The following is a 22,341-nucleotide window of genomic DNA, read 5'->3' as shown; positions in this document are numbered from 1 at the left end:
CGGGGTTACGCTTAATCCCGATATCTGAGACTACTCATATCCTTATAGACGGTCGTTCCATGTCAATCACCCGCCGCATGCTGATGACCGGTCTGGCACTCGGTGCACTTGGTTCCCTTGCTGCACCCCAGGCCCTGGCCGCGCCCTTTCCCGTCCCCGAAACCCTGCCGCTGGAAAAGGAAAATTATGCCGAAGCCAGGCGTCGCTTCCGCACGCATCTTCTGAAGCACGGTCCGGCGCCCGAAGCCTCGCCACCGCTTGGGACCCCGCCGGGTGCGCAAAAGGTCCTCTATCGCGGCGGTCCGGATGGCTCGCTCGAACTGATCGCCTGGCTTTCCCATTACGAAGCCTCGGGCAAGCCGAAACCGGCCGTGCTTTTCCTGCACGGCGGCAATGCCACCGGCGACGGCCACTGGGAACTGATGAAAGCTTATTGGGAAGCGGGCTTCGTGGTCCTGCATCCATCCTTTCGCGGCGAAAACGGCCAGGCCGGCAATTTCTCCGGCTTCTATGACGAAACCGCCGATGCGCTGGCAGCCGCCACCTATCTGGAAAACCTGCCCGGCATCGATCGCAGCCGGATCTTCATCGCCGGCCACAGCAATGGCGGCACGCTGTCGCTTCTATCTGGCATGACGCGCCGGTTCAGGGCCGCAGTTCCAATTTCCGCCGGCGTCAATTCCTGGCGCTTCTTTACCCGATACTCAAACGAAGTGCCCTTCGATGCGGCCGATCCGAAAGAGTTCGTGATGCGCTCGTCCGCCTGTTTCGGGCCGAGCCTCAAATGCCCGACGCTGCTTCTGCGCGGGTCGGAAGAGCGCCCTTTTGATGCCGACCACCAGCTGCTGATCGATCGTGCGCGGTCTGCTGGCGTTGCGATCGACAAGAAGCTTCTGCCGGGCAATCACAGCGGCGTGGTGCCGGGAGCCGTGGTCGAAAGCATCCGCTTCTTCAATCAGTTCACGTGATCCAGTCGCCACCGCTCCAGCCTCGCGAAAGCGCTAACTGACAGATTGCCGCCGACGTCATCAATGCCGAAGCGGGACTGCCATGCAAAACAAAGCCTTATCGCTCAGCCGGACCTCCGGTCTTGCGGCCGTTCTTGTGGCGACGACGGCGCTCAGCGGTTGCCAGGTGCCGTTCGTCACCGATACGACCCGCATGGACCCGGCCGTGTTTGCCCGCGAAACCACGCCGGTCTTCTATCAGCCGGCCTATAACGAGCCGGTCCAGCCGCAGCCTCTTCCCCAGAAGGAGGCTATTCCGCAAAAGCGTCAGCTTTATCAGACGCAGTTCCACCAGACCTACGGCATGCCGGTCTCCAACCCCGTGCACCGGGTGATGTACGAGGTGATCCGCGACGACGGCCACACGCTGCCGGCCATTCCCTATTCGCGCATCGACAACCGTTTTCTACGCCAGGATGTGTCCTACCAGACCAATGAAGCACCCGGCACGCTGGTGGTCGATACCCGTGCCAACTTCCTCTATCTCGTGCAGCCCGGCGGCAAGGCGATCCGCTACGGCGTCGGTCTCGGCAAGGCGGGCTTTGCCTGGTCCGGCCGCGGCGTCATCCAGCGCAAGGCGAAATGGCCGCGCTGGACGCCTTCGGGCGAAATGGTCTCACGCCAGCCGGAACTGCGCCAGTTCGCGGCAGCAGCCGGCGGCGCCGATCCCGGCCTCAACAACCCGCTCGGTGCCCGCGCGCTCTATATCTACAAGGACGGCAAGGATACGCTCTACCGCGTTCACGGCACGCCGGACTGGCAGTCCGTCGGAAGGGCAACCTCATCCGGCTGCGTGCGCATGCTCAACCAGGATGTCATCGACCTGTTCGACCGCGTGCCCAACGGCACCCCGATCCTCGTTCTCTGACGGCTAGCGCGTGGTGAAACTGCCCACGGCAAGTTTGCATCTCGCGCGTCAATCCCCCGGGCCTCGTATCTGCCCTCACACACAGTGAAGTGATCACGCTGTTGCGCAGGGGACACAGGCTGTGTCGCATCCCTGTGATGGTGTGTGTCAACCTCGTGAATGGTCGATGAAGCTGGCCGCGTTATGTGATAGTGGAGCAAAACATCAGGCAGGGAACCAATCGGTTCGATTGCCGTTAAAATTTGCTTTTGCAGTGACGCGTTCCTCTAGGGTGACTTTCCGAACATGATTTCCAACTCTTCTTTCTCCCGACGGGGCTTCCTGTCCATGCTGGGTGTCGGCGCTGCCTCGACGCTCGCGAGCTGCGCTTCCACTGCGCCGGGCCCTTCCGGCAACATCGTCACCTACCGTGACGGCGTCGCCCTCCGCAACGACGGCCTTCCGCCGGTTGGCGGCGATCCCGAAGCCGCAATGATGTACGGCGCCGTCGAAGATGGTGGCTATCTCATCCCCGCAATTCCCTATGAGCGGATCAATCCGCGCTACTATCGCCAGCGCGTTGTCGATCCGACAGGCGAACGCCCGGGCACGATCGTCGTCGACACCCCGTCGCGCTTCCTCTATCTGGTCGAGCCCGGCGGTTCGGCCATGCGCTACGGCGTCGGCATCGGTCGCGATGGCTTTGCCTGGAGCGGCGAGGGCGTCATCCAGTGGCGTCAGAAGTGGCCGAAATGGACCCCGCCGGACGAAATGGTCGCGCGCCAGCCGCAACTGGTCAAGTATTCGATCGCAAACGGCGGCATGCCTCCGGGCCTCACAAACCCGCTCGGCGCCCGCGCGCTCTACATCTTCCAGAACGGCCAGGACACGCTCTACCGCCTGCACGGTTCGCCGGAATGGAACTCGATCGGCAAAGCCGTCTCCTCAGGCTGCGTCCGCCTGATGAACCAGGACATCATCGACCTCTATGAGCGCGTCCCCAACAAGGCCCGCGTCGTCGTCTGGCAGTAAGCAGCCACCGCAACGTTCGATCAAAAAGGCCGCAGCGATGCGGCCTTTTTTGTTTTGGTTGCATTTTAGCGGAGCACCTCCTATAGTCGAAGGCGTCACTTAAGGCTGGGGGGCCGGAATGGACATTCTGCGCGGTGCTGCCGCACCTTATCTATTGACACTTCTTGTCTCGGTCTTTTCCTGGCTGTTTCTCGAGATCCGTAAAGATCTGTCTGAAATAGCCATCCTGAGTTATGAAGCTCGGGTCTTCGAAGAAGACGGCGGCATCATTGAAGTATTGACGCTCACCAACCTTTCAAACAAGACGACGCTAAACGGTGGCACCGTCGATATGATTTGCCCTAATCTTTCTGTTTGCTTCGCTAAGAGCTCACGGACGGGAGACGAGATAGCACGTGACAGGCCGGGCTCACCGTGGAGTATAAGGCTGGATCCCTCGTCGTCAGACCGCCTAGTCTCATTTGATCTGACACTGCCGCCAAACGCGTCTGCATCTCTTGAGATGTCTCTCGCTAGCCGGGCGGATCGACCTGTGTTTGGTTTCGGCTACAAGCATGACTCGCCGCAGAACACTCCTGTCCTCTTCGCGAATGAGAACAGGCTCTATGCGTTCTTGGTGCAGTGGTACGCAACAGTCACAATGGTCGTACTCATCAGTGCTGCACTTGCTCTCCTACTCTGGATCGGGCGCATGGTGTTTGGCGGTAAGAAGAGGCCGTTAGAAGACCAGCCGCGCCCCGGCCTTAGCGTCGTGCTGCCGGACGGCAAGCCCGCGACGTTCGAATTACTTCTCAAGCCAAAGGAGAGGAATGCGCCATGACCCGTTGGATTGAGGCGTCTATTTGCGTCATTGCCTACGTGATCAGCTTGCCAGTTGCGGACGCGGCTGAAGTAAAGTTCAAAGTCTCCGCAGAGGGAGCCACGCCTTCCAGCTTCAAAGCCTACATCTACAAGGGAGGCCCTGGCGAGCCAAAAACCTTTGTCACGATGGTTGGAAATGATGAGCTTGTCAGTGTGTCGGAAAGCACCTGTACGCCATCGACGATTTACTCGGCGCGACCGGCATTGGCAGCTCTGTATCAGTCCAACCCCACAGATATGCATCAATGCAAAGACGGCGCCGAAATCTCCTTCAGGTTTACCATGCGGAGGGTAACAAGCACTAACTATATGTTATACTTGAATCCCGGCGAGGAGAACGTGCCTAACGTTAGTCCAGCCCTTCAGTCAGCGATTTCGGAAGTTAAGAGTGCCTATTCTTCAGGAGATGTTGGCAAGGTCGTCAAGCTTTCGTCGGAACTAAGCACGGCGTTTGCGACGTCCGGAGATACGGCTAAGGCCGCCGCCTTCCGCGACCTGACAATCGCGACAACAAGTGACTTTGTGTATTCGTTGAGCCCGGATACCGCGCCTCCTGACGACCAGGATCTGGGCCAAGGTCTTATTAAATGGCAGGGCAGGCTGGAGCTTTCCCCGGTCGCAAAAAGCAAGCTTCTTGAATTCCAAACCAGCTGCGGCGCAGAGACTGACAAAGGCCGTATCGGATGGAAGACGATGTCATGCATGCCGGGTGGTGACGCTGTCCAGTTGCGTGCGTATGTTCCAGGATCTGCTGTAGGCGGTTGACGCAGCGCTATTCCCCTGACAGGTCCAGCCGGTCCCTTCGCGTCGACATCTTCGCGCGGGGCGGTTTCCCCGTCACAGCTGCAGCCGAGCGCCTGACTAATGGCCGCCATCACTTTCGCCGACTGCGCCTTCATGTCGAGACAATCCTCCGGTGCATTGACCTGCCGCTCGTCGCGGTTTCGCTTCCAGGCAACAGGGTCGGATTGCGCCAGCCGCTCCCTGAGCGGCTTAACCGTCTACGCTTCGCCTTCCCCGGGGTTCATGATCACCAGATATTCTGGATAGGTAAGCCGAGCGGCTGCAACATCAGACTTTCACGTCCCTTCAGAGGCATGTGCGATGCCATGAACCGCAAAGTACGCTGCGTATCCAGCCGCGGAATCGAATCCGCATCCTTCGTCGCCATCTTTTCTGGGGGGCTTGATGGTGACGTCACGGCCTGATGCCCTATCTCCTGCCTAGCGACCATGTCGCTGGACTGATGCCGGTTCAAGTTTCGTGCCATCGAATGTGCGCGCGATGAGCCGGCAATACCTATCACCAAGGGAGTTACTCCATGCCCATTCTCTACACGACCAAGGGTTCCGCAACCGGTGGCCGCTCCGGCCACGGTGCTTCCGACAACGGCGTGCTCGACGTCACGCTGACGGTTCCGAAGGAACTCGGCGGCGATGGCGCCACCGGCACCAATCCGGAACAGCTGTTTGCAGTTGGTTATTCCGCCTGCTTCCTCGGCGCGCTGAAAGCCGTCGCTGCCAAGGAAAAGGTGAAGATCCCTGACGAGGCCAAGGTCACCGCAACGGTCGGCATCGGCCCGCGCGAAGATGGCGGCGGCTTCGGCATCGAAGTCTCGCTTTCGGTCAACGCCCCCGGCATCGAACGCGCCCAGCTCGAAGACCTGGTCGCCAAGGCGCATATCGTCTGCCCTTACAGCCACGCGATGCGGACTTCGACCGAAGTTCAGGTCACCGTCGAGTAAAGCTTTAAAACAATGGTCCGGCGGGCTGTTCGGTTCTCGGACTGCCCGTGCGCGACGGCGAAAAGCGGCTTCGGCCGCTTTTTGTTTGCGCGAGATTCCAGCCGATTTGATTCAGCTCACAGCCTTCAACGAGTCCCGCAGCTGGGCCGCATTGCCGCCGGGCAGCGTGACATCGAGCTCTGCATGCGTAGCTTCCCAGATCGGCAGGGCTTTCGCCAGAACCGCGCGGCCATCCTCCGTCAGTGTCAGGAGCCGTCCGCGCTTGTCCTTCGGGTCAACGGCGCTGCCGATCCAGCCGCGTGCCTGCAGCACCTTGAGGGCCGCAGTCAGCGTCGTGCGGTCCATGGCAAGCAGGTCGCAGACGGATTTCATCGTCGCCGGCTGTGGTCGGTTGAGCGACATCATCAGTGAGAACTGGCCATTGTTCAATCCAACCGGCTTCAGCGCCGTATCGAAGGTTCGCGCCAGGGCTCGCGCTGCCCGTTGCACATGCAGGCAAAGACAGGTGTCGCGCACATGAAGCGTGGCGGAAAACGGAACCGAATCGACATTTGACAGCATGGGCATATTATGTTGATATCAACCTATTCTGTCAAGAAAGGGGAGGTTCTTATGGATGTCAGCGCATTCCCGACCAATGCCGTCCTGTCGAAAGACGAGTGGCTGAAGGCGCGGCTCGAGCTTCTGGCGCTCGAGAAGGAGGAAACGCGGTTGCGTGACACGGTCCGCGCCGCGCGCCGTGCCTTGCCCTGGGTGAGGGTAGACAAGGACTATGTCTTCGACACGCCGGAGGGCGGCAAGACCTTGTCCGATCTCTTTGCCGGACGCAGCCAGCTGCTGATCTATCACTTCATGTTCGGACCCGACTGGAGCGAAGGCTGTGTCGGCTGCTCCTTCATGGCAGACCATTTCGACGGAACGCTCGTCCATCTCAACCATCACGACGTCACGCTCGTCGCCGTCTCGCGCGGCACGTTGGGGCAAATCGAGGCGTACAAGGCCCGCATGAACTGGCAGTTTCCCTGGGTCTCGTCCTACGCCACGGATTTCAACCACGACTATCGCGTTTCCTTCACGCAAGAAGAGATGCAGGGCGAGACGATCAACTACAATTTCCGCGCCATGCCCGCGAGCGAAGGTTTCGAGGAGCTTCCGGGTCTGTCCGCCTTCTACAGGAATGAGGCCGGCGAGATCTTCCATACCTATTCCACCTATGCCCGCGGCCCGGAGGAGGTGATCGGCACGCTGATGCTGCTCGACCGCGCGCCGCTCGGCCGCAACGAGGACAAGACGATGAGCTTCCTCAAGCGCCACGACGAATATGCGGCAAAGCCCGAGCAACAGGCGTCATCCTGCTGCCATTGAGAGCTTGTCGCCGGGTCCGTTCAACACACACAAGAGGGAGATGGGCATGCTGCAGATCGTTTCGAAATCCCGTTCGGACACGCATGGAAAGTTCATCTGGTGCGAACTGATCACGTCAGATACTTCAGCGGCGGGCAGGTTCTACGCCTCGGTGGTCGGCTGGAATGTCCGCGAACTCGCCATGCCCGATATGCCGTCCTATTTCCTGTTCGAAATGGGCGAGGGCGAGAATTGCCCCGGCATCGGCGGCATGATGCACTTTCCGCCGGAGCTTGAAGGCAAGATGCCGCCGAACTGGACCGGCTATGTCGCCGTCGACGATGTCGATGAAACGGCGAGGGACTTCGTTTCGCTTGGCGGACGCATCCAGCGCGACCCGGAGGATATCCCGGGCGTCGGCCGGTTTGCTGTTGTGGCCGATCCGCATGGGGCGGTTCTCTGCATCATGACGCCGATCCGGCCGGCAAACCCGCCCCGCCAGCTCGGCCCCGCCGATCCCGGCAATCTCGGCTGGTGCGAGCTGATGGCGGGCAACGGCGAGGAGGCTTTCGAATTCTATGGAAGCGTGTTCGGTTGGGCGAAGGACCATGACATGGACATGGGCGAGATGGGCGTCTACCGCATCTTTGCCTATGACGGCCATCCCGGCCAGGCGATCGGTGGCATGATGACGAAACCGGACACGGTGCCTGCGCCGTGCTGGTCCTATTACTTCAACGTCGAGGCGATTGACGCGGCCATCGAGCGCATCACGGCCGGCGGCGGTAGTGTCGTGTTCGGGCCGATGCAAGTGCCCGGCGGAAGCTGGATCGTCCAGGCCACCGATCCGCAGGGCGCCTTCTTCTGCCTCGTCGCTCCGAAGCGCTCCTGATCCCCGAAACCTTGAACCTGTCCTCGTCAGGCCTAATTGCACCTTCACGCATAAGGCCGGAGGACCAACTCATGCATCCATTGCCCCGTCCGCTGAGCCTTGTTTTCTTTAGCATCAGCACGTTCCTGGCCCTTTCCGGCATCGTCATGATCCTGACGGGTTTCCGGGGCGGCTGGCCGGTGCTCGCCTTGTTCGGGGCAGGCGCCTTCGTTTTTGCGCATATGCTCTGGCCGCAAACCTTCCACCGAAGGCGGGTGGATGCCGCAACGCTGATTTCGCGCTTTCCCGGTCCGGTCACCCTCTATTCCAGCCGCGTCCGCTATTTTTCGCTGGCCGTCGGCTGCGCAGCCTTCGCCGTCCTGCTTCTGTTTCTGCTTTTGGATGCCGACCCCACCGATCCGCCAATGCCGGCGTTGCGACAGGTCATTCTCTGGCTGGGCGTCGGTTTCCTGTCGCTCTGCGCCTCCGTCATGATGGCGGGCGTCCTTGTCGGTCAGCGGCTGGAACTGGATGGCGACGGCTTCACCATGGTCACGCTCGGACGTCGCAAAGTCTGGCGCTGGCAGGATGTCGAAGGCTTCAAGGCGGGCGCAATGACGCCAATCTCCGTGCGGTTCCTGCCCAAGCTGGAGATGAAGATGGTCGTGTTCGACGATGTCACGCTTCCGGAAACCGCGCTGATCCGCATGAGCCGCGATGCGACCGGCCGCAATTCCGGCCTGCACGATGCCTACGGGCTCGATTATACACAGCTTGCCTGGCTCCTCGAAACCTGGCGCGAAAAGGCACTCGCGGGCTCGCAAGCAGCCCCTGCCGCACCCGTCCGCGACGACGAATTCGTGCCCGTCTCGGCTGCTTACCCGAACGGCTGACGACCGTTCCCGGCCGTCACTCTTCTTGCGCGGTCGTCTTGAGGTAAGCGATCACGTCGTCGATCTCGGCCTGGGTCCACAGTCCGAAGAAGCGCATGCTGGTTCCCGGCACTTTCTTCTTGGGGCTCGAGAGAAAGGCGGACAGTGCCGCGTCGTCCCAGACGAGACCGGCTGCGCCTGCATCCTTCATCGCCTGCGAATACTTGTAGTCGGGAACTTGCGCTGCCGGTCGCCCGACGACGCCTTTGAGATGCGGGCCGAACCGGTTGGTCTCCCGGTCGGCCACATGACAGGCGACGCATTTCTGGTACACCCGCTTGCCGTTGCCGGCATCTGCCGCCTGCGCGGTCGAGGAAAAGGCGAGCGCAACAAGGGCGAGGGCGCAGAGCCCTGTCCTTGCCGCTTTGTGCATCCGCCCGGTCACCGCTTCAGACTGCCCAGAATGCCGCGCACGATCGCCCGGCCCACCTGGGTGGCGACGGTGCGCGTCACGCTTTTCATGGCCGCCTCGATGATCGTCTCGCGCTGGTAGCCGGAGCGGCCGACGGTTCTGCGGCCCTTCGGCTCGTCTTCGTCCTTGTTGCCGAAGCCGGGCAGGGTCCAGCCGGTGGTTTCGCCGGAGCCGGCAGGCGGTGCGGGCTCGAGTTCATCCTGCGCCTTGCGGGCAGCGGCTGCATCGGCGGCCTGCTTTGCCCGGGCGCCCAGCATTTCGAAGGCGCTTTCGCGGTCGAGATCCTCGTCATAGATCCCGAGAACCGGGCTGCGATCCATCACCGATTGCCGCTCCGCATCGGTCAGCGGACCGATCCGTCCCGAGGGTGGGCGGACCAGCGTCCGTTCCACCATCGATGGTGCACCCTTGCCCTCGAGCGTCGAAACCAGCGCCTCGCCGGTACCGAGCTGGGTGATCGCTGTCGCGCAATCGAAGGCCGGGTTCGGCCGGAACGTGTCGGCGGCGGTCTTTACTGCCTTCTGCTCGCGCGGCGTATAGGCGCGCAGCGCATGCTGCACCCGGTTGCCGAGCTGGGCGAGAACGCTTTCCGGCACGTCGAGCGGGTTCTGGGTGACAAAATAGACGCCGACGCCCTTGGAGCGGATCAGCCGCACCACCTGCTCGACGCGGTCGAGAAGAACCTTCGGCGCTTCGTCGAACAAAAGATGCGCCTCGTCGAAGAAGAACACCAGCTTCGGCTTGTCCGGATCGCCCACCTCGGGCAGTTCCTCGAACAGTTCCGACAGCAGCCATAGAAGGAAGGTCGCGTAGAGCCGCGGGTTCATCATCAGCTTGTCGGCGGCAAGGATCGAGATCTGGCCGTAACCGGAATTCGGGTTTACCCGCATGATGTCGGTGATCTTCAGCGCCGGTTCGCCGAAGAAATGCTCGGCACCCTGCTGTTCCAGCACCAGCAGCGCCCGCTGGATCGAGCCGACCGAAGCCTTGGAAATGAGGCCGAATTCCTTGGATAGTTCCGACGCGTTCTCGGCCATGTAATTCAGGAGCGATGTCAGGTCCTTGAGATCGAGCAGCGGCAGCCCGGCCTTGTCGGCCAGCTTGAAGGCGATGTTGAGCACACCTTCCTGCGGTTCGGATGCATCCATCAGACGGGCCAGCAAAAGCGGCCCCATCTCGGCGATCGTCGTGCGAACCCTATGGCCCTTGGTGCCGTAGAGATCCCAGAAGATCACCGGGAACTGCTCGAACTCGTAATCGACAAAGCCGATCTGCTCGGCGCGCTTGGCGAGGAAATCCTTGGGCTCGCCCTTGGCCGCGACGCCGGAAAGATCGCCCTTGATGTCGGATGCAAAAACGGGAACGCCGGCCCGCGAAAAGCCCTCGGCCAGAACCTGCAGCGTCACGGTCTTGCCGGTGCCGGTCGCGCCGGTCACCAGCCCGTGGCGGTTGCCGAATTTCATGTCGAGGAATTCGGCCTTGTTCAACGTGTCGTCAGGGTTGCGACTGCCGCCGATAAAGAGTTTCGCCTGATCGTCCGCATCAATATTCGCCATGCAACTATGCGCTCCCTAAACGCGTTCAATCTGTGGCTTTTATAGGATGCGCTGAAGAGCCGGGCAACGGCTGAAAATCGGCCAAGTGAAAACTGGCGCGAGAGGCGGCAGAAGAGGGGTGAATACGTGACGATGACGGACACAGCCGGACCGGCGGGAACTCGGACACTCGATGCGCAAGGCGTGCGCGACGCACAGAGGGGCCGCCATGCGGATGGCCCGATGGGCATTCCGGCCCGCGGCCTCAAAGACGTGTTCTGGCGCGTCTATGCCGGCGTAACCGAAGATCGCATCACGCTGATCGCCGCCGGCGTCACCTATTATCTGTTGCTGGCGCTGTTTCCCGCCGCAAGCGCGCTCGTGTCGATCTACGGTTTCGTCGCCGATCCAGTGACGATTGCCGATCGGATCGCGTTTCTGAGCACGATCATGCCCGCCGAAGGGCTGAACATCTTCCTCGATCAGGTCCGGGCCCTCTCAAGCGAACGCGGCGCAACGCTGTCGATCGGCCTGATCGCGGGTCTGGCGCTGGCGCTCTGGAGCGCCAACAACGGCATGAAGGCGCTGTTCGAGGCCATGAATGTCGCTTACGGCGAGCAGGAAAAGCGCGGCATCGTCAAGCTCAACCTGATGTCGCTGCTCTTCACGCTCGGCGCGATGCTGATTGCCATCGTCATCCTGTTTGCCATGGGCGTGGTCCCGGCATTGCTCAAATATTTCTGGCTCGACCAGTGGTCGGAAATGATCATCCGCATCGCCCGCTGGCCGTTGATGATGGTCTTCGTCACGCTCGGCATCATGGCGCTCTACCGGTTCGGCCCCAGCCGCGAGCCGGCGAAGATCCAGTGGCTGACCTGGGGTGCTGCCTTTTCCACCATTTTCTGGCTTCTCGCCTCGCTCGGCGTGTCCTACTATCTGGCCAACGTCGCCGATTACAATGCCACCTATGGCACGCTCGGCGCGCTGATCGGCTTCATGGTCTGGACATGGGTATCCGTCATCATCGTGGTTGTCGGAGCCGAGATCAACGCCGAGCTTGAGCACCAGACCGCGGTCGATTCTACCACCGGCCATCCGAAGCCGATGGGGGCGCGCGGCGCTGAAATGGCCGATACGGTCGGTGTCGCCGCCGAGGATTGATAAGCCGCCGGTTGCGCCAACCCGGGCTGCGTGGCACCAGTTGGAACACGCCTGTTGGCATCCGGCACGAGTCTATGTATGACCTTGACGTGAACGTCAAAACTGAGGAGATATTGATGAACGAGATGGTTACCCGCGTTGCCGACCGCGTCGGTCTTGCACCTGATGCCGCCGAAAAGGCGATCGGCATGATGCTGGGCTTCCTGCAGCGCGAGGCGGATGACGCTGCCGTGGCGCGGATGATCGAAGCCATTCCCGGCGCGCCGGAACTGGTCGGCAAATTCAACGGCGAAGGTGCCGGTGGCGGTGGTCTGCTCGGCGGCCTGATGTCGAGCTTCGGCGGCGGCGGCATCATGACGCTCGGCCAGCAGCTGATGTCGCAGGGCCTCGGCATGGGCGAGATCACAGCACTCGCCAAGGAAACCATGGCTGTCGCACGCGAACACGCCGGCGACGAAACCGTCGATACGGTCATCGCATCGGTGCCTGGCCTCAGCCAGTTCGTCTGATTTCGAAACGCAATCCGAAAGCCGCTGGCACAACTGCCGGCGGCTTTTCTAAATCATCAGCTATGCTATAGGTCGGCGATGAGCGACAACATCATCAAGTTCCAGCGTCCGAAACCGGTCAAGCCACCGCGCAAGTCGCCGTTCAAGAACATGGCGCCCGGTGCGAAGCGCATGCTGTTCTGGGTCGCCATTATCGCGGGTCTGGTCCTGGCATTCCTCTATTTCCAGTTCGCCGGCAGCGCCCCTCCGGGCGTCTGAACAAAACAAAGCCGGCCGAACGTCAGCCCTTGGCTGCCAGCCAGATCACGTGTTTTGCCCCGCGCTTGCCATTGGCGCGCGTGTTCACCACGTCAGCCTGAAATCCCACTTCCTTCAGCCGCCGGGTGAAGCCCGCGTCGGGCCCTGACGACCAGACGGCGAGAACGCCGCCGGGCCGCAGCGCCGAACGTGCAGCGTAGAGACCACTCATCGTGTAGAGCCGGTCGTTCGAGGCCCGCGTCAATCCGTCCGGTCCGTTGTCGACATCGAGCAGGATCGCATCGAAGGCGCCAGTCGAGGAGCGGATCAGCTCGCTGACATCGCCTTCAAAAATCGTCACGCGCGGATCGTCGAGGCAGCCCTTGAAGACCGGCGCCATCGGCCCGCGCGCCCAGTCGACCACGGTCGGCACCAGCTCGGCCACGGTCACCTGCGCATCCTCGGGCAGAACTGCAAGCGCTGCCCTCAGCGTGAACCCCATGCCGAGCCCGCCGATCAGCATCGACGGCTTCGCCCTCTTGCCGATCTTCTCCTGCGCGAGTGTCGCCAGCGCTTCTTCCGAACCGCTGAGGCGGCTGTTCATCAGCTCGTTGGTGCCGAGCATGATGGAGAATTCCTGGCCGCGCTGCTTCAGACGCAGCTCGCCTTCCTCGCCGGGCAGGGCGCCGGGAATGGTTGCGCGGTCGAGCTGGATCCAGGGCAGCATAGGGGGATACCTCTTGGTCGGAGCGGCTTTGCTACAGAAGCGCAACGGACGGGTCAATGCTGCGCTGCGGGGAGTTGACTTTCCGCGATATCCGCGCCATTTCACGCGCAAAGCGCTACCCGTTCGGGTGCCGCTCTTTCAAAGGACAAACTGAGATGAACCCCGACAGTCGAAGTTCGACGTCAACAGATAGACCTGCCGCTTCGGGGCTCTGAACCGTTCATATCGGTGATGCGCTCCGGGGACCTCAATGGTCCGGAATAGGAGCCGTCATGCTGCGTATCCATGCCTATGATCACGACCGCCTTGTCGCGGCCGACGCCGTAATCGCCAGTGCAGCCGCCGATACGACGTCTGTTGCTCCGCAGCCGCCTGTGATCTGGTACGACCTGATCAACCCGACGGCCAAGGAAGAGCGCGATGTCGGCTCCCGCCTCGGGGTTACCATTCCCACCCAGGACGAGATGGAGGATATCGAACTGTCCTCCCGGCTCTACCAGGAAGACGGCGCCGAGTTCATGACCATGACCGTGCTGACGCGCCCGGATGCCGGTACGCCGCACAAGGTTCCCGTCACCTTTATCGTCAAGGGCCAGGTTCTCGTTACCGTGCGCTATTCCGAGCCGCGTCCCTTCGATGCGTTCATGGCGCGTGCCCGCAAGGGCAATGGGCTCGGCCTCCATTCGGCAACCGGCGAACTGATCATGACCGGTCTGGTGGAGGCGATCATCGACCGCATGGCGGATACGCTGGAGCGGCTCGGCAACGATATCGACCAGATCTCGCGCGATATCTTTGCGGCCAAGGCCTCCAAGGTCAACAAGAAGACGCGCGACCTGCAGGAACTGATCCGGGCGATTGGCCAGAAGGGCGAGTTCATCACCGTCGTGCGCGAAAGCCTCGTCAGCGTCTCGCGCGTCGTCGCCTATTATGCCGCCCTCGATGGTGTCGATCGCAAGTTGCCCAAGGAAATGCGCCAGCGCCTGAAACTGCTGCAGCGCGATGCCACCTCGCTTGGCGATCACTCGGCCTTCATGTCCGGCAAGATCAACTTCCTGCTCGACGCGACGCTGGGCCTGATCAATCTGGAGCAGAACCAGATCATCAAGATCTTCTCGGTTGCGTCCGTCGTGTTCCTGCCACCGACGCTCGTCGCATCGGTCTACGGCATGAACTTCGCCAACCAGCCGGAACTGCAATGGCATTACGGCTATCAGCTGGCGCTCTGCCTGATGATCGTCTCGATGGCGCTGCCCTATCTCTACTTCCGCCGTAAGGGCTGGCTGTAGTCACAAACGAAGACGGGCGGAGCACGTGCTCCGCCCGTCCTAGCCTGATCTACGCGGCAAGACGCTCTCTAGCGTTCCTGGATCTGCGGCACGAAATCCGGCAGAAACCTGCAAGGCTCTTTGTAGGTCTCGGCTTTCTCCGCACACAGGGCTGCCACCGTCTGCGGCGTCGGTTTCTCGCCCTTGTCGATCCAGCTCAACATGGCGGAAAAAAGCGCTGCATATTGCGGCGTCGAGAGCTTGGAATGCTCCGCCTCGTCGGAAAAATTCTGCACCAGCAGCTCGCCATTGCCAGCCTTATCCACCGTCTGGCGATAGATCGCCTCGTGATCGACAAACACGGTCGGATCGTTCTTGGCGTGCAGGGTGATGGTCGGCGCGACGATCTGGCCGGTGAGATCGGCATCATAGGCCATCAGCCGAGCCGCTTGCGGATCCGCCTTGAACCGCTCGACACCCTTGTTCAGCGCCGCGTCATCGTCCGATCCCTTGTACTGCACGTCAGCGTTGTCGAACGGGTTCTTGCCATCCATCCGCCGCCAGACGATGTCGGAAAACAACCCGGTCGCCCAGCTCAAATGCGCCACCAGCGTCTTTTCCGGCACCTTGGTGACGGCGAGGATATTGGCGAGGTTCTTCGCTTGCTCTGGCGACCGCTTGTCCTTCGCAAGCGAGATGCCGGTGCATTCGTCGACCCGCTGCTGCAGCTCGTCGCGCGACATCTTCGCGCCCTTGGGCAGGCCCTGCCAGACCGGATACTGCACTTCGTCGGCGCGCGGATGGTTCTTGCAGTAATACTGGTAGACGGCCCGCAGATCGGCGCGGAAGTCATAGCCATGGCCGCCGCCGGCGAGCAAGCCGCTGGTCAGCACCACGCCGTCGTAATTCTTCTGGCCGCGCCAGTCGAGTGCGTAGAGTTCGGCCGTCTTCGCCGCCACATTGCCGCCCCAGGACTGGCCGTGCAGCAGGACATGCTTCGGCTCACCGAGAAGCGCGATCGCGATCTGGCGCAGAGTGTCGGTATCGGACGCCGCCATCCGCACGCCATAACCCTCGCGGCGATAGTTGGAACCGGCCCAGGCATAGCCCTCCTGAACGGTGACCGCGAAACGCTCGAGATCCTCGACCGGATCGTCCGGCGTAGGCTTTGCGGTGCGCGGCCCGCCATGGGCATGGACAACGAGCGTGCCGTTCCAGTCCTTCGGTTTGGCGATCCAGTAATAGGCGCCGTGCAGATCCTGACCCGCAAAGCACTCGGTCCCTACAGGCATCGAACTCGGGCAGTCCTTCGGCGCCGGGTCCGCAGGCTTTTGCTGCGCGCTGGCGGGCAGGGCGGTAACAACCACCGCCGCCGCGGACATCAATATCGTTCTGAAATGCATGAAAACTCCTCCTCTTCCAGCCCGTGACAAGACCTATGGTTCTGGCTGGGAGAGGCAAGAGAAGACGTGGCCTCGGCTGCCGCATGGGGGAGGCTCGCCGGTCAATTGGGCGGGATCCCACACAAATCACGGCGGGAGTGTGTGGGAAGCGACCCAACAGACCTGTGTTTAGGACGGAGGCCTTAAAGCCGGATCAGTCCCACTCTGGCGCGAGATGCACCGGCGATACGATGCGTCCGTCTGTCCGCGACAGCGCAAACACCGCTTCCATTTCCTGCGGCGAGAGCGAGAAGTCGAAGATGTCGTAATTCTCCGGCAGCCGGCTTTCCGTCGCAGTCTTCGACAGCGCGATCACGGCCTCCTGCTGCACGGCCCAGCGCAGCACGACCTGGGCTGCGGACTTTTTGTACTTGGCGCCGATATCCTTCAACACCTCGTCCTTCGGCACCGCGCCATCGGCCATCAGGTAATAGGCGGTCACCGACATGCCGGTCTTGCGCGCTTCCATCAGCACCTTGGTCTGGTCGAGATAGGGGTGATACTCCACCTGGTTGTTGACAACTGGCGCATCGGACAGCTTGACCGCTTCGGCCATCAGCGCGGTCGAGAAGTTGGAAACGCCGATATTCTTGACCTTTCCCGCGGTTTTCAGCTCGTTCAGTGCCCCCATCCGGTCGGCCAGCGGCATTTCGCTCTGCGGCCAGTGCAGAAGCAGAAGGTCGACGTGATCCGTCTTCAGCTTGGCAAGGCTTTCGTCCACCGAAGCGATAAAGGCATCGTGACCGACGCGGTCGACCCAGACTTTCGTGGTGAGAAAGATGTCGTCGCGCGGAATGCCCGACTGGCGAATAACCTCGCCGACGGCCTGCTCGTTCTTGTAGATCTGCGCAGTGTCCACATGGCGGAAGCCGAGTTTAAGGGCTTGCGGCAGAATGCGATGAACATCCGCATCGGGCATGCGGAACGTGCCGAAACCGAGAGCTGGGATATGGGCGCCGTTTGCGTTGACGGTTTGCATCATGTGCTCCTTGGAAAAGGGGGCCCGCCGGGGAGCCGGGCAAAGAAGAGGCACACTCTAGATGGGCCGTGAAATCCGGCGATCAAGCAGAGACCGGCCCAGGATCACCCGACCGGATGCGACAAATCGGCTCGAAAGAAGGCGCTGGAGGCCGCGCAATCGGCCTCGTCAGGTCTCTTTGCGCGCCCGTTTCGCCCGTCTCGCGACTCGACCGAACCGCTGTTTCAGAAAGTTTGATGTCCGGTACCGCACGCCGCTTGGTCGCTCGGGATCGGCAATGTCCGATTCAGCCAGCAATTCCTCGTCGGCACTCAGCTCCCGCATCTTGACCGGCAGAAGACCTCGGCCGCTCTGTCGGTTCAACGCCTCGATGGCCGCGATGATTGACCCGTCATGCGCTGCGACCGCGTCACGCACTTCCTGCGGTTCGCGCCCAAGATGTTCGGCGATGAGATCGTCGCGGGTGCTGACGATTTTGGCGCTCAGCGTGTCCTCACCCGGCTGCGCCTCGAGGATGAGGTCGCATTCCGTATCGTAGCCCATCGAGCGGTTGTTGAGATTGGCCGAGCCGATCTTCACGATCCGGTCGTCGGCAAACATCATCTTGGCATGAACATAGATCGACGTGCGGGCTTCGTTGACAGGGTAGTAGATCCGGAAGCGATCATGAACATCGGCGTCCTTCACCATCTTCATCAGCCGAATGCGGGCGCTGTCCATCGCCTTGGCTTCCAGCCAGCCTTCGCAGCCCTCCGGATTGATCAGCACGATTTCCGGTCCGTCGGGCTCCTTCAGCCGTTCCGCCATGGCCTCTGCAATACGGCGCGAGGCGAAATACTGGCTCTCGACATAAAGCGTCTTTTTCACCGAACCGATGATCGCAAGCTTGGCCGTCTCGATCTCGACGATCTGGCTGCGCCCCTCGTATTCAGGCGCGGTTCGGGCGATGCCGATCGAGATGTCGCGAAACCCGACCTCCAGCTCGTCCGGCCAGGGATCGTTCTCCGTGGCGGTATTCTCGTCGGGCGGATCGAGCGTCTCGTCGGTTGCCAGTTTCCAGCGCCGCCGTGCGACCTCGCCGAGCGCCCGTGCGGCCTCGCCGGAAAGGCAGGTAGTGGCATCGTGCCAGGGACCTTGCGCAAACCCCATCGGCGACTTGCGCAACGGCTCGTCTTCCGAATGGTCGCGACTGTCCCAGCGCCCGACGGTCATGTCGATCCCGCCGCAGAATGCCACTTCGTCGTCGATGACGAGAAGCTTCATGTGATGCGCCGACAGCGCCGGATGCGCGCCGTCGAGCTTCAGATGGATGCGCTTGTCGAACATCCATTTGAGAATATAAAACGGCGTTTCACCGCGAGTGATCGAATTGATCAGCCCGATATCCCATTTGAGAATGCGAATATCGAGCCCGTTGTTTCGCTCGGCGAGCGCGTTCAGAAACTTGCCAAGCTCGTCGGGCCATTCTTCCTTCGCGGCCTTGTCAGCCTTGCCATCCTTCTTGCCCGGCTCCAGCTGGATGCGTGTGTCGAAATCCCAGCCGATCAGATAGATCGACTTTTTCGCCTTCGTCATTGTGCGCTTGGCGAAGCGAAAGAAATCGGCTGCATCGATGATGATGGAAAGTCTGTCCGCCTTGGCAATCCGCCAGCACGTGTCGCCTTCGTTGAGGATGCTTTGCATCGATCCAGTCGCCCCAGTCTTCGTCTTTTCGGTTATCGAGGATATAGGGCAGCGCCGCGCTGCTTCTACGGGAAATATACAAGGATCGGTGGAGTAATGCGCAGCCGCGTCATCCTGCATTTCTGCGATCGCGATGACTGCTGACCGCGATCGCAATCAGAATCAGCGGCCACAGGCACGACAGCAAAAGTCCCATGATCCTGTCGAAGCTCCAGGGAAGCCGTCGTGTCACACCCTCGGCCAACGTCATCCCGAAGAACGCGGTCGCTACCGTCAGGTACACTATGGTGGCTAGAGTCGTCATGGGTCTCGCTGGCACGGTACCGGTCATCGCGATGGGGGTCGCACGCGCCCCCGAAAGCGTTCAAACACGGATCGAGCCCGCCGTCCTCAACTTTTATGAGAGAGTGCCAGATTTCGCACTGCCGGCCCCGACGGGCGGCATCACGCTTTTAAGCGTGCATCGCTTCGATTTCGCGTGCCACCATCTCCTGCAGCCGCCAGAGATTGCGGTCGCGGATGCCGAATTCGGCCAGATGCACGACGGTATTATAGAGATACTCGGCACAGGAACCGCGATGGCCACAGGCGCGTGCCAGAACCGGCGCCACATCCTGCAGCGGCGGAAGCGGCCGGATGATCCGCGGGCTCTTGCCGCCGGCCCAGAAAGTCAGCGCCCGGATCGTCTCGCCGCCTTGCGTCCGCACGGGGAGAAAACGGAAGGTCGAAAAGCTGTCCTTGTGGCTCACCTCGCGGCGCAGCGCCTTGTCGATCTGCTCGCGCTTTTCCGAATCGGACACCCGGTAGATCACGCCGTCGCAACGCCCGCCCCGCGACAGCATCATCATCAGCCCCGGCTGGTCCGGCGAACCGCGGCCGCGTTCGATATGCAGCGAAAACGACCGATGCCAGCCATAGGCCGTCGCCCGCTGGCAGGCGATCGAATCGAAGCCCGGCTTCCAGATCAGCGAACCGTAGGCAAAGATCCACAAAGGCTCATCGCCGATATCCCCCACCAGCCTCTCGGTAATCTCGGCATAGTCGGCATCCGTCAGCGGTTCCCAGGTTGGCGGTGCGCCCGGATCCATCTCGTCACGAAAACACAGGTCGACGAGGTCCTGCGTCAACGCCATGGACGATGACTTGAGAGCCGTTGAGGTGAGGGCGCCGGATCTGGACATGGCCTCTGCGTTGTAAAAAAATGAGTGCGTAAACGGGAGGTGAGGCGCAAGACTGCAAGCCTGAAAGGCTGCTGTCAACGTTTTTGGGCCGCGTTTGTGAAGGATTTGCTGCGTTGCCGCAGAGTGGCCCCACTGTTCTGGTCGAAGGGATCACGCAACGTTTCAGACGGAAATGTTCGCGTTATTCTGCGTGAGAGGGAGTTTTCGATACATGCGCTGGTTGTTTCTCATTGTCCTTGGCCTGCTGGTGGCCGTCATTTTGTCAATCACCCTGATGCAGGACGACAGTCGTCAGCTGGGTAGCGATAACCTGTTGCAGGGAGCGCCGGGCAGTCCGCGCCAGCCATCGGACTCGCCGCTTCTTCCGGCACCCGCACCGCAGCGAGCGCCCTGACCATGAGACGGCAGCAATTCGGGGTGCCATCAATATTTGTGATGAATCATCTCGGATTGTCGCTTGACCTTGAGGGCTTCGGGGATTTCATTCACGCCAAATTTTAGCGACCCCCGCCAAGCTTTGAAGACCCGAAGGAGAATATCATGGCCGTCGACACATCCCCTCGCTCCACCACCTGGACTTACGTGGATGGTGAGTGGGTGGAAGGCAATCCGAAGCTGATCGGACCCACCTCGCACGCCATGTGGCTCGGCACGACTGTGTTCGACGGCGCCCGCTGGTTCGACGGCATATCTCCGGATCTCAACATGCACTGCCAGCGCGTCAACCGCTCGGCCATCAATATGGGCATGAAGCCGGTCATGGCCGCAGAAGAGATCGAGCGGCTGGCGCTGGAAGGCGTCAAGAAGTTCGACGGCAAGACGGCGATCTACATCAAGCCGATGTACTGGGCCGAACACGGTCTTCCCACCAGCGTCGTCGCCGCCGATCCGGAATCGACCCGCTTTGCGCTCTGCCTGTTCGAAGCACCGATGCACACGGCAAAGGCCTCGTCGCTGACCGTCTCGCCGTTCCGCCGCCCGAGCGCCGAAGTGGCCATGACCGCCGCCAAGACCGGCAGCCTTTATCCCAACAGCGGCCGCATGATTGTCGAGGCGCAGAGCCGCGGCTTCGACAATGCGCTCGCGCTCGACATGAACGGCAATGTCGCCGAAACCGCATCCTCGAACATCTTCATGGTCAAGGACGGCGTGGTCATGACGCCGATCGCCAACGGCACGTTCCTGGCCGGCATCACCCGGTCGCGCGTGCTGACCCTGTTGCGCGGCGCCGGCTTCGACGTGCGCGAAGTCACGCTGACTGCTGCCGATTTCGCCAATGCCGACGAGATCTTCACGTCCGGCAACTATTCCAAGATCGCCCCGGTGAACCGTTTCGAGGACCGCTCCCTGCAGGAAGGTCCTGTCGCCCGCAAGGCGCTCGAACTTTATATGGACTGGGCACGCTCGACCAAGGGCGAAGACGTCTGATTGACGAGGGACGGCACCCGATCCAGGCGCCGTCCCTCAACCATTCTTTGCAGCGTTAAAGCGCTTCGTATCCGAACACTTTCGCCAGAAATTCCACGGCGCGGCCGGCACCGGCGCCGGAAATCGTGTGTCCGAGCCCGGGCTCGATCGATGTCTCCACGTCGAAACCATGCTTCGCCAACGTGTCGGCCGCCTGTTCGCTTTCCCATGACGGGATGACGTCGTCGGCAGTGCCATGCACCAGAAACACCGGCATCTTCGTGGAGGGCGACAGCGGCTCGGGCGAAGACAGCCGGCCGGAAAAACCGACCACCGCACCCACACCAAACCGTCCGTTTGCGATCGCGTCGAGCGCCATGATCGTTCCTTGCGAGAACCCCACCAGCGCGACCCGATCAAGCCTGCCGGCAAAGCCGTTGTCCGCGATGATACCGTTGATCAAGGCATCGAACCCCGGCCGTGCCGCCGCAATCCGCGCGCCGCGATTTTCCGGCGTGACGCCCGCAACACTGAACCACTGGTACCCGGCACCAAAGCTTGAAGGCTCCGGCGCATCGGGCGAAACGAAGACGGCATCGCCAAGCGTCCCCGCCCATTCCTCCCCAAGCGGCGCCAGATTGTCGCCACTGGAGCCGACACCGTGCAAGAGGATGACGAGAAGGTTCGGGCTGTTCGTTTCGGCCATGGAAGACATACCTTTGCAGATGAGGATCAGACGTCGGAGAACACTCCGCTACGGCCCCCGGAGGAAACCGCGATACCCGTTATCTAGCGCGCCAGCCGCCAAAGGGACAGGTACAGGGCAGCGGATGTGGGATGTTGCGATGGGCTGGAAGGTTAGAGATCGTGAGCGCTTTGATCACGCAAGTCCATGTGCGCCTCGATGCGTCGGCGCACGTCCTGCATCGGAATGACCCTCGAAGGATCATGGGCCTCGATCGTCGGCACAACCTCGCGGCGGATCCAGTCTTCGGTCTCGCCTTCGCGATCGGCCAGCTGCCGAAGACCTTCAGTCAGCACTGCGCTCTCGTCAGAAAACTCGCCGGACGCGACCTTCTTGTCCACGAGATCCGCCAGATCATCAGGAAGCATGACTGTAAAAGAACGGTTGTGGCGCATGGGATTCTCCCGGGAGGCCTTC

Annotated in this window: 25 protein-coding genes; 15 read left to right on the top strand and 10 right to left on the bottom strand. The window is 61.5% G+C overall.

What is annotated here, in order from left to right; all coding sequences use genetic code 11:
- Nucleotides 1–59: 59 nt before the first annotated feature.
- From ACQY1J_RS16250 to ACQY1J_RS16225, 6 genes are all read left to right on the top strand, one after another.
- Nucleotides 60–968, top strand: a complete 909-nt coding sequence (locus ACQY1J_RS16250) for an alpha/beta hydrolase family protein (protein ID WP_430250320.1) — start codon at nucleotides 60–62, stop codon at nucleotides 966–968.
- 82 nt (nucleotides 969–1,050) lie between these two features.
- Nucleotides 1,051–1,875, top strand: a complete 825-nt coding sequence (locus ACQY1J_RS16245; protein WP_113111249.1) for a L,D-transpeptidase — start codon at nucleotides 1,051–1,053, stop codon at nucleotides 1,873–1,875.
- 285 nt (nucleotides 1,876–2,160) lie between these two features.
- Nucleotides 2,161–2,886 (top strand): L,D-transpeptidase, encoded by a 726-nt coding sequence (locus ACQY1J_RS16240; RefSeq protein ID WP_092661600.1) that lies wholly within the window; start codon nucleotides 2,161–2,163, stop codon nucleotides 2,884–2,886.
- 118 nt (nucleotides 2,887–3,004) lie between these two features.
- Nucleotides 3,005–3,706 (top strand): hypothetical protein, encoded by a 702-nt coding sequence (locus ACQY1J_RS16235; protein WP_430250319.1) that lies wholly within the window; start codon nucleotides 3,005–3,007, stop codon nucleotides 3,704–3,706.
- Nucleotides 3,703–4,512 carry a hypothetical protein gene (locus ACQY1J_RS16230; protein WP_192076589.1) on the top strand — a complete coding sequence of 270 codons (810 nt, stop codon included), beginning with the start codon at nucleotides 3,703–3,705 and terminating at the stop codon, nucleotides 4,510–4,512. Before ACQY1J_RS16235 ends, ACQY1J_RS16230 begins: the two co-directional genes overlap by 4 nt.
- Nucleotides 4,513–5,068: 556 nt before the next feature.
- Nucleotides 5,069–5,491, top strand: coding sequence for an organic hydroperoxide resistance protein (locus ACQY1J_RS16225; RefSeq protein WP_062453520.1), 423 nt, complete (start codon nucleotides 5,069–5,071; stop codon nucleotides 5,489–5,491).
- Between the two features lie 111 nt (nucleotides 5,492–5,602).
- Here ACQY1J_RS16225 and ACQY1J_RS16220 read toward each other — a convergent pair whose 3' ends face one another.
- On the bottom strand, nucleotides 5,603–6,049 hold the full coding sequence (locus tag ACQY1J_RS16220; protein ID WP_430251971.1) for a MarR family winged helix-turn-helix transcriptional regulator: 447 nt from the start codon (nucleotides 6,047–6,049) through the stop codon (nucleotides 5,603–5,605).
- A 54-nt stretch (nucleotides 6,050–6,103) separates the two neighbouring features.
- On the opposite strand from ACQY1J_RS16220, the gene ACQY1J_RS16215 reads away from it, so the two are divergent.
- From ACQY1J_RS16215 to ACQY1J_RS16205, 3 genes are all read left to right on the top strand, one after another.
- A complete protein-coding gene (locus ACQY1J_RS16215) occupies nucleotides 6,104–6,856 on the top strand; it encodes a DUF899 domain-containing protein (protein WP_430250318.1) in 753 nt (250 codons plus the stop codon).
- A gap of 46 nt (nucleotides 6,857–6,902) precedes the next feature.
- Nucleotides 6,903–7,727, top strand: a complete 825-nt coding sequence (locus ACQY1J_RS16210) for a VOC family protein (protein WP_430250317.1) — start codon at nucleotides 6,903–6,905, stop codon at nucleotides 7,725–7,727.
- Between the two features lie 71 nt (nucleotides 7,728–7,798).
- Entirely contained in the window at nucleotides 7,799–8,599 is an 801-nt protein-coding gene (locus tag ACQY1J_RS16205) for a hypothetical protein (protein ID WP_430250316.1), read from the top strand.
- Nucleotides 8,600–8,615: 16 nt separating this feature from the next.
- Here ACQY1J_RS16205 and ACQY1J_RS16200 read toward each other — a convergent pair whose 3' ends face one another.
- Together ACQY1J_RS16200 and ACQY1J_RS16195 are read right to left on the bottom strand one after the other, a co-directional pair.
- Nucleotides 8,616–9,011, bottom strand: coding sequence for a c-type cytochrome (locus ACQY1J_RS16200; protein ID WP_062579587.1), 396 nt, complete (start codon nucleotides 9,009–9,011; stop codon nucleotides 8,616–8,618).
- Nucleotides 9,012–9,019: 8 nt separating this feature from the next.
- On the bottom strand, nucleotides 9,020–10,606 hold the full coding sequence (locus ACQY1J_RS16195) for a helicase HerA-like C-terminal domain-containing protein (protein WP_430250315.1): 1,587 nt from the start codon (nucleotides 10,604–10,606) through the stop codon (nucleotides 9,020–9,022).
- 132 nt (nucleotides 10,607–10,738) lie between these two features.
- Here ACQY1J_RS16195 and ACQY1J_RS16190 point away from each other — a divergent pair, with 132 nt between their 5' ends.
- The 3 genes from ACQY1J_RS16190 to ACQY1J_RS16180 all read left to right on the top strand — a co-directional run bounded on the left by ACQY1J_RS16190 (nucleotide 10,739) and on the right by ACQY1J_RS16180 (nucleotide 12,513).
- Nucleotides 10,739–11,746 carry a YihY/virulence factor BrkB family protein gene (locus ACQY1J_RS16190; protein WP_113167473.1) on the top strand — a complete coding sequence of 336 codons (1,008 nt, stop codon included), beginning with the start codon at nucleotides 10,739–10,741 and terminating at the stop codon, nucleotides 11,744–11,746.
- 116 nt (nucleotides 11,747–11,862) lie between these two features.
- Nucleotides 11,863–12,255 (top strand): hypothetical protein, encoded by a 393-nt coding sequence (locus ACQY1J_RS16185; protein WP_062454796.1) that lies wholly within the window; start codon nucleotides 11,863–11,865, stop codon nucleotides 12,253–12,255.
- Between the two features lie 78 nt (nucleotides 12,256–12,333).
- On the top strand, nucleotides 12,334–12,513 hold the full coding sequence (locus ACQY1J_RS16180) for a hypothetical protein (protein WP_430250314.1): 180 nt from the start codon (nucleotides 12,334–12,336) through the stop codon (nucleotides 12,511–12,513).
- A gap of 22 nt (nucleotides 12,514–12,535) precedes the next feature.
- Here the strand turns inward: ACQY1J_RS16180 and ACQY1J_RS16175 are convergent, their stop codons facing one another.
- Nucleotides 12,536–13,219: a spermidine synthase gene (locus tag ACQY1J_RS16175; RefSeq protein WP_430250313.1), complete on the bottom strand. Its 684-nt coding sequence runs from the start codon at nucleotides 13,217–13,219 to the stop codon at nucleotides 12,536–12,538.
- A gap of 272 nt (nucleotides 13,220–13,491) precedes the next feature.
- On the opposite strand from ACQY1J_RS16175, the gene ACQY1J_RS16170 reads away from it, so the two are divergent.
- The gene (locus ACQY1J_RS16170; protein WP_430250312.1) at nucleotides 13,492–14,508 is read left to right on the top strand and encodes a magnesium transporter CorA family protein; all 1,017 of its coding nucleotides are present in this window, start codon (nucleotides 13,492–13,494) and stop codon (nucleotides 14,506–14,508) included.
- A 68-nt stretch (nucleotides 14,509–14,576) separates the two neighbouring features.
- On the opposite strand, the gene ACQY1J_RS16165 is transcribed toward ACQY1J_RS16170, so the two are convergent.
- The 4 genes from ACQY1J_RS16165 to ACQY1J_RS16150 form a co-directional block, all read right to left on the bottom strand.
- A complete protein-coding gene (locus ACQY1J_RS16165; RefSeq protein ID WP_430250311.1) occupies nucleotides 14,577–15,890 on the bottom strand; it encodes an alpha/beta hydrolase family protein in 1,314 nt (437 codons plus the stop codon).
- Nucleotides 15,891–16,083: 193 nt separating this feature from the next.
- Nucleotides 16,084–16,908: an aldo/keto reductase gene (locus ACQY1J_RS16160; RefSeq protein WP_430250310.1), complete on the bottom strand. Its 825-nt coding sequence runs from the start codon at nucleotides 16,906–16,908 to the stop codon at nucleotides 16,084–16,086.
- 168 nt (nucleotides 16,909–17,076) lie between these two features.
- Entirely contained in the window at nucleotides 17,077–18,591 is a 1,515-nt protein-coding gene (locus ACQY1J_RS16155; RefSeq protein WP_430250309.1) for a phospholipase D-like domain-containing protein, read from the bottom strand.
- A 452-nt stretch (nucleotides 18,592–19,043) separates the two neighbouring features.
- Entirely contained in the window at nucleotides 19,044–19,772 is a 729-nt protein-coding gene (locus ACQY1J_RS16150; protein WP_430250308.1) for a gamma-glutamylcyclotransferase, read from the bottom strand.
- A 211-nt stretch (nucleotides 19,773–19,983) separates the two neighbouring features.
- On the opposite strand from ACQY1J_RS16150, the gene ACQY1J_RS16145 reads away from it, so the two are divergent.
- Entirely contained in the window at nucleotides 19,984–20,166 is a 183-nt protein-coding gene (locus ACQY1J_RS16145; RefSeq protein WP_113111236.1) for a hypothetical protein, read from the top strand.
- Between the two features lie 146 nt (nucleotides 20,167–20,312).
- On the top strand, nucleotides 20,313–21,200 hold the full coding sequence (locus ACQY1J_RS16140) for a branched-chain amino acid aminotransferase (RefSeq protein ID WP_062579607.1): 888 nt from the start codon (nucleotides 20,313–20,315) through the stop codon (nucleotides 21,198–21,200).
- Nucleotides 21,201–21,255: 55 nt separating this feature from the next.
- Here ACQY1J_RS16140 and ACQY1J_RS16135 read toward each other — a convergent pair whose 3' ends face one another.
- A complete protein-coding gene (locus tag ACQY1J_RS16135) occupies nucleotides 21,256–21,885 on the bottom strand; it encodes an alpha/beta hydrolase (RefSeq protein WP_348271842.1) in 630 nt (209 codons plus the stop codon).
- 152 nt (nucleotides 21,886–22,037) lie between these two features.
- On the bottom strand, nucleotides 22,038–22,319 hold the full coding sequence (locus tag ACQY1J_RS16130; protein ID WP_430250307.1) for a ribbon-helix-helix domain-containing protein: 282 nt from the start codon (nucleotides 22,317–22,319) through the stop codon (nucleotides 22,038–22,040).
- Nucleotides 22,320–22,341: the final 22 nt, after the last annotated feature.

The sequence above is a fragment of the Neorhizobium sp. DAR64860/K0K1 genome (genome assembly GCF_050500205.1).
Taxonomy (GTDB): Bacteria; Pseudomonadota; Alphaproteobacteria; order Rhizobiales; family Rhizobiaceae; genus Neorhizobium; species Neorhizobium soli.
Note: the sequence above shows the minus strand (reverse complement) of the source record. Positions and strands in the feature narration are given on the sequence as shown.

What these genes read in the sequence shown, in the direction of transcription:
- ACQY1J_RS16250 (WP_430250320.1), top strand. Translation starts at nt 60, where the DNA reads ATGTCAATCACCCGCCGCATGCTGATGACCGGTCTGGCACTCGGTGCA.
- ACQY1J_RS16245 (WP_113111249.1), top strand. Translation starts at nt 1,051, where the DNA reads ATGCAAAACAAAGCCTTATCGCTCAGCCGGACCTCCGGTCTTGCGGCC.
- ACQY1J_RS16240 (WP_092661600.1), top strand. Translation starts at nt 2,161, where the DNA reads ATGATTTCCAACTCTTCTTTCTCCCGACGGGGCTTCCTGTCCATGCTG.
- ACQY1J_RS16235 (WP_430250319.1), top strand. Translation starts at nt 3,005, where the DNA reads ATGGACATTCTGCGCGGTGCTGCCGCACCTTATCTATTGACACTTCTT.
- ACQY1J_RS16230 (WP_192076589.1), top strand. Translation starts at nt 3,703, where the DNA reads ATGACCCGTTGGATTGAGGCGTCTATTTGCGTCATTGCCTACGTGATC.
- ACQY1J_RS16225 (WP_062453520.1), top strand. Translation starts at nt 5,069, where the DNA reads ATGCCCATTCTCTACACGACCAAGGGTTCCGCAACCGGTGGCCGCTCC.
- ACQY1J_RS16215 (WP_430250318.1), top strand. Translation starts at nt 6,104, where the DNA reads ATGGATGTCAGCGCATTCCCGACCAATGCCGTCCTGTCGAAAGACGAG.
- ACQY1J_RS16210 (WP_430250317.1), top strand. Translation starts at nt 6,903, where the DNA reads ATGCTGCAGATCGTTTCGAAATCCCGTTCGGACACGCATGGAAAGTTC.
- ACQY1J_RS16205 (WP_430250316.1), top strand. Translation starts at nt 7,799, where the DNA reads ATGCATCCATTGCCCCGTCCGCTGAGCCTTGTTTTCTTTAGCATCAGC.
- ACQY1J_RS16200 (WP_062579587.1), bottom strand. Translation starts at nt 9,011, where the DNA reads ATGCACAAAGCGGCAAGGACAGGGCTCTGCGCCCTCGCCCTTGTTGCG.
- ACQY1J_RS16195 (WP_430250315.1), bottom strand. Translation starts at nt 10,606, where the DNA reads ATGGCGAATATTGATGCGGACGATCAGGCGAAACTCTTTATCGGCGGC.
- ACQY1J_RS16190 (WP_113167473.1), top strand. Translation starts at nt 10,739, where the DNA reads ATGACGGACACAGCCGGACCGGCGGGAACTCGGACACTCGATGCGCAA.
- ACQY1J_RS16185 (WP_062454796.1), top strand. Translation starts at nt 11,863, where the DNA reads ATGAACGAGATGGTTACCCGCGTTGCCGACCGCGTCGGTCTTGCACCT.
- ACQY1J_RS16180 (WP_430250314.1), top strand. Translation starts at nt 12,334, where the DNA reads ATGAGCGACAACATCATCAAGTTCCAGCGTCCGAAACCGGTCAAGCCA.
- ACQY1J_RS16175 (WP_430250313.1), bottom strand. Translation starts at nt 13,219, where the DNA reads ATGCTGCCCTGGATCCAGCTCGACCGCGCAACCATTCCCGGCGCCCTG.
- ACQY1J_RS16170 (WP_430250312.1), top strand. Translation starts at nt 13,492, where the DNA reads ATGCTGCGTATCCATGCCTATGATCACGACCGCCTTGTCGCGGCCGAC.
- ACQY1J_RS16165 (WP_430250311.1), bottom strand. Translation starts at nt 15,890, where the DNA reads ATGCATTTCAGAACGATATTGATGTCCGCGGCGGCGGTGGTTGTTACC.
- ACQY1J_RS16160 (WP_430250310.1), bottom strand. Translation starts at nt 16,908, where the DNA reads ATGCAAACCGTCAACGCAAACGGCGCCCATATCCCAGCTCTCGGTTTC.
- ACQY1J_RS16155 (WP_430250309.1), bottom strand. Translation starts at nt 18,591, where the DNA reads ATGCAAAGCATCCTCAACGAAGGCGACACGTGCTGGCGGATTGCCAAG.
- ACQY1J_RS16150 (WP_430250308.1), bottom strand. Translation starts at nt 19,772, where the DNA reads ATGTCCAGATCCGGCGCCCTCACCTCAACGGCTCTCAAGTCATCGTCC.
- ACQY1J_RS16145 (WP_113111236.1), top strand. Translation starts at nt 19,984, where the DNA reads ATGCGCTGGTTGTTTCTCATTGTCCTTGGCCTGCTGGTGGCCGTCATT.
- ACQY1J_RS16140 (WP_062579607.1), top strand. Translation starts at nt 20,313, where the DNA reads ATGGCCGTCGACACATCCCCTCGCTCCACCACCTGGACTTACGTGGAT.
- ACQY1J_RS16135 (WP_348271842.1), bottom strand. Translation starts at nt 21,885, where the DNA reads ATGGCCGAAACGAACAGCCCGAACCTTCTCGTCATCCTCTTGCACGGT.
- ACQY1J_RS16130 (WP_430250307.1), bottom strand. Translation starts at nt 22,319, where the DNA reads ATGCGCCACAACCGTTCTTTTACAGTCATGCTTCCTGATGATCTGGCG.